Source organism: Bacillus sp. GMs2/2 (assembly GCF_050172095.1).
Lineage (GTDB): Bacteria > Bacillota > Bacilli > Bacillales > Bacillaceae_G > Bacillus_A > Bacillus_A cereus.
On record NZ_JBNLYE010000411.1, the window covers coordinates 1 to 3252 of the forward strand.

Genomic DNA, 3252 nt, shown 5'->3' on the forward strand with positions numbered 1-3252 from the left:
GAATAAAACAGAACTAATTAACCAAGTATCTGAGAAAACATCACTTACTAAAAAAGAGGCTACCGTATCTGTACAAGCTATCCTAGATCAAATTACGCAATCTCTTCAAAAAGAGCAATCCGTACAGTTAATTGGATTTGGTACATTTGAAGTACGTAAGCGTTCTGCACGTACTGGTCGCAATCCCCAAACGGGCGAAGAAATGCATATCCCAGGAGGAAAAGTACCTGGATTTAAAGCTGGAAAAGCTTTAAAAGAGGCTGTTAAATAGGGTTTAATTATCTATCTAAATCGGAAAATAATTAACTAGTTATTTATCATTTTCACGATTTCCATACCCCACACACTCTTCTAGTCGTGGTATTTGTTTTTTAGATGCTAGGTGCATCTTTTACTGCTAATTTTTTCTGACTTAAATAAACAGCTCGATCCGATTTTTTTGCAACTTCCTGAGAATGCGTTACAACAATTACACATTTATTTTCTTGATGAGCGAGCTCCTGGAACAAATCAATAATGTCATTTGCTGTTTCTTCATCAAGGTTTCCTGTCGGCTCATCCGCAATCAATAAATCAACATTACAAGATAGTGCTCGGGCAATTGCTACACGTTGTTGTTGTCCACCGCTTAGTTGTAAGACATTTCTTTTCGCTTCTACTTCTGTGAGTCCTACCTTCTCTAATAATTCTAATGCTCTTGCTTTTTTATTTTTCACCTTTACACCTGTAATTTCCATTGCCGTTAGTACATTCTGAATGGCAGTCATATAGGTAATTAAATTATAGGATTGGAAAATTACGGATACATTTTGATTACGGTATCGATCCAAACCAATTTTTCGAATATCCTTGCCATTATAAAGTACATAACCATTTTTAGGTATATCAAGCCCACAACCTAAGCTAAGCGTGGTGGTTTTACCAGATCCAGATGGTCCTAAAATCGTGTAGAAATGCCCTTTTTGAAAAGAAAAATTAACATTATCTAGTATCTTTACTTTTTTTCCGTTACTTTCATAATAATAATCTAAGTTTTTAAATTGTAAAATCGTCTCCATATCGAGCCTCCTTATTCATCTTTTAAAAGAATTTGTTTTGGATTTAAGCGTAGAATAGATAATGCTGGCAAAATAGTTGCTAATATAGCAATAGCTAGTCCAATCCCTCCCATTTTCCCTACGTCTTCTCCTGTTACACTTACGTTAATTTTATCTATTGGATCCTCTTTTTGATTTTGTACAGTTCCACCTGGTCCAGCCACCATTACAGCCCCATTTTGTGAAGTGTCTGTTTCTTCGCCTGCTGTAGCAACTTCACTCGAAAGTAAATTATCCCCTACAAATTGAGAAACTTTAGCTCCTGTTGTTAGAGATAATCCAAATGCTAAAATAGCGATACATACTACTTCTACTATGAACTGCGCCATCAGTTTCCATTTTTTCTCTCCAATGGACAATAAAATTCCCATTTCCTTACGACGTGCTTTAATCGATAACATAATAATTAATCCTAAGATAATTGCACCTGCAATAGATACCATATAGATAATCATTTGAGAAGTAGAAGCGATATTTTCGATAGGACCAATCATTTGTTTGTACAACGAATCATGTGCATCTAACTTAAAATAATTAAAATCAATATCAGATTTTTTTGCTTCTTTTTTAAATCCATCAATGTATTGTGGATCGTTCAAGAAGTACACGGCTTGAAAACTATTACCCATACCGTCATCTGTTTCTAATTTTTTTAAAGTAGAGTAAGGCATATATAGCTTATTAGCTGGATCCATCATAGGAGGAGCATGCTGACCCATTGGTTGCTCATTTGTTTCATAAATACCAATAATTTCAAATTCAAGAGTTTGCTTCTTATCCCCTGATTGAATTTTAATCTTATCTCCTACTTTCAAATTGTTTTGTTCCGCTAATCGTTTTTCCATTAAAGTTACATTCTGATCTTTCATCTTTTCTGTAATTGGTTTCCCATCAATGATTTTACTTTTTCCATTTTTAAAATTTTCTTGTAATACAGTTTTACGAACTCCTTCTATCATAAGAGAAGAATTCATATCTATTTCTGAGCCCGAACCTGATCCACCCGCTGCTGCCACCATTCCAACTCTACCTTTTCCTTCATCTTCTCCTTCTGAAGCACCTACTAGTTTAAATCCATCCGAAATTCCGAAAGTATTGGTTATGTAATTATAATCTTTTACATACTTGGACTTCGCTAATTGATCTGCTTCTTTAATGTTGAGCTTTGGTGGCTTAGGCATCTCTCCAGTTTCCCTAGTTTGTTGACCTAATTTATCAAAATCAAGACCTAAAGTGACATCTGCACCTAATTTTTTTCTTGCTGCATCCGCAGCTTTTTTTGATGCATTTTGAATTGCGAATCCGGCCAATACTAAATTTGTAACAATCAGAAAGACCGCCATCAAAATTAATGATGTCCCGACTCTTTTTTTCATACTGAGAATTGCACGTTTCATAAAGTTCATTTTTCCTTACCTCCTTGATAATTTGTATTTTATATAGGTTATCTAGAGTCTATATGAAGCTTATCTGGAGTTTATCTAGAGATATTAGGGCTTATCTGGAGTGTATATGTGGTGTTTCGTTAAAATAGGTAAGAAAAACTGGAATACAAGTTAAAATACTTAATTTATTTTGAAGATTGATAAGAAGTAGTCCATTTAATAGTGAATGAGGACAAACGAAATACTAATAGAATAAATTTAGTCACCAACTTGATTAACTAGGGAAATGCATACAAACATGGGATAACACCTTCCATTTATAACCACAGTATAGGATGAAAAACTATAACTGGAAAATAAGCCTCTTTCATGGAATAACAATGTGGTTATTTTTCTTCTTCACATTTACCACTCCCAATACATCTAGTCCCCACACGGTAAGCACAAATAAAAAACCACCGAAAGGCGGCTAAATTTTTAAACGTCCATTATTTGATCTGTTTATTTCACATTTTTTGTTAGTATTTCCTTTCATCATATCTAAAACAGAGCTATTTTCTTAGTGACAAGGTCGATCAAACTATATAAGCGGCTAATCCATTCTAATCATTCGCCATATTATGCATCATAATCTATAAAATACTTATCTACAAATCAAAGACCTAAAAAAGAAAAAATCTGAAACCCCTTCTGGCATAAGGAGTTTCAGATTTTTTTATTTTAGTAATACCCTTTGCAACAAGTTGCCATTAGGATAGTGTATCAGCAAC

Annotated in this window: 3 protein-coding genes; 1 reads left to right on the plus strand and 2 read right to left on the minus strand. The window is 34.0% G+C overall.

The genetic code is table 11. The features are described from left to right. Positions 1-271, plus strand: a 271-nt coding sequence (locus tag ACQGS6_RS25245; protein ID WP_426965785.1) for an HU family DNA-binding protein, incomplete at its 5' end; no start/stop codon positions are given. A gap of 100 nt (positions 272-371) precedes the next feature. On the opposite strand, the gene ACQGS6_RS25250 is transcribed toward ACQGS6_RS25245, so the two are convergent. Together ACQGS6_RS25250 and ACQGS6_RS25255 are read right to left on the minus strand one after the other, a co-directional pair. After that, complete coding sequence (locus ACQGS6_RS25250) at positions 372-1058, minus strand: ABC transporter ATP-binding protein (protein ID WP_000447832.1); 687 nt, start codon at positions 1056-1058, stop codon at positions 372-374. Positions 1059-1069: 11 nt separating this feature from the next. Next, a complete protein-coding gene (locus tag ACQGS6_RS25255; RefSeq protein WP_025966272.1) occupies positions 1070-2503 on the minus strand; it encodes an ABC transporter permease in 1434 nt (477 codons plus the stop codon). Positions 2504-3252 lie beyond the last annotated feature (749 nt).

Bases quoted from the DNA above. Each gene is read 5' to 3' on its own strand.
- ACQGS6_RS25250 (WP_000447832.1), bottom strand. From the start codon at position 1,058: ATGGAGACGATTTTACAATTTAAAAACTTAGATTATTATTATGAAAGT.
- ACQGS6_RS25255 (WP_025966272.1), bottom strand. From the start codon at position 2,503: ATGAACTTTATGAAACGTGCAATTCTCAGTATGAAAAAAAGAGTCGGG.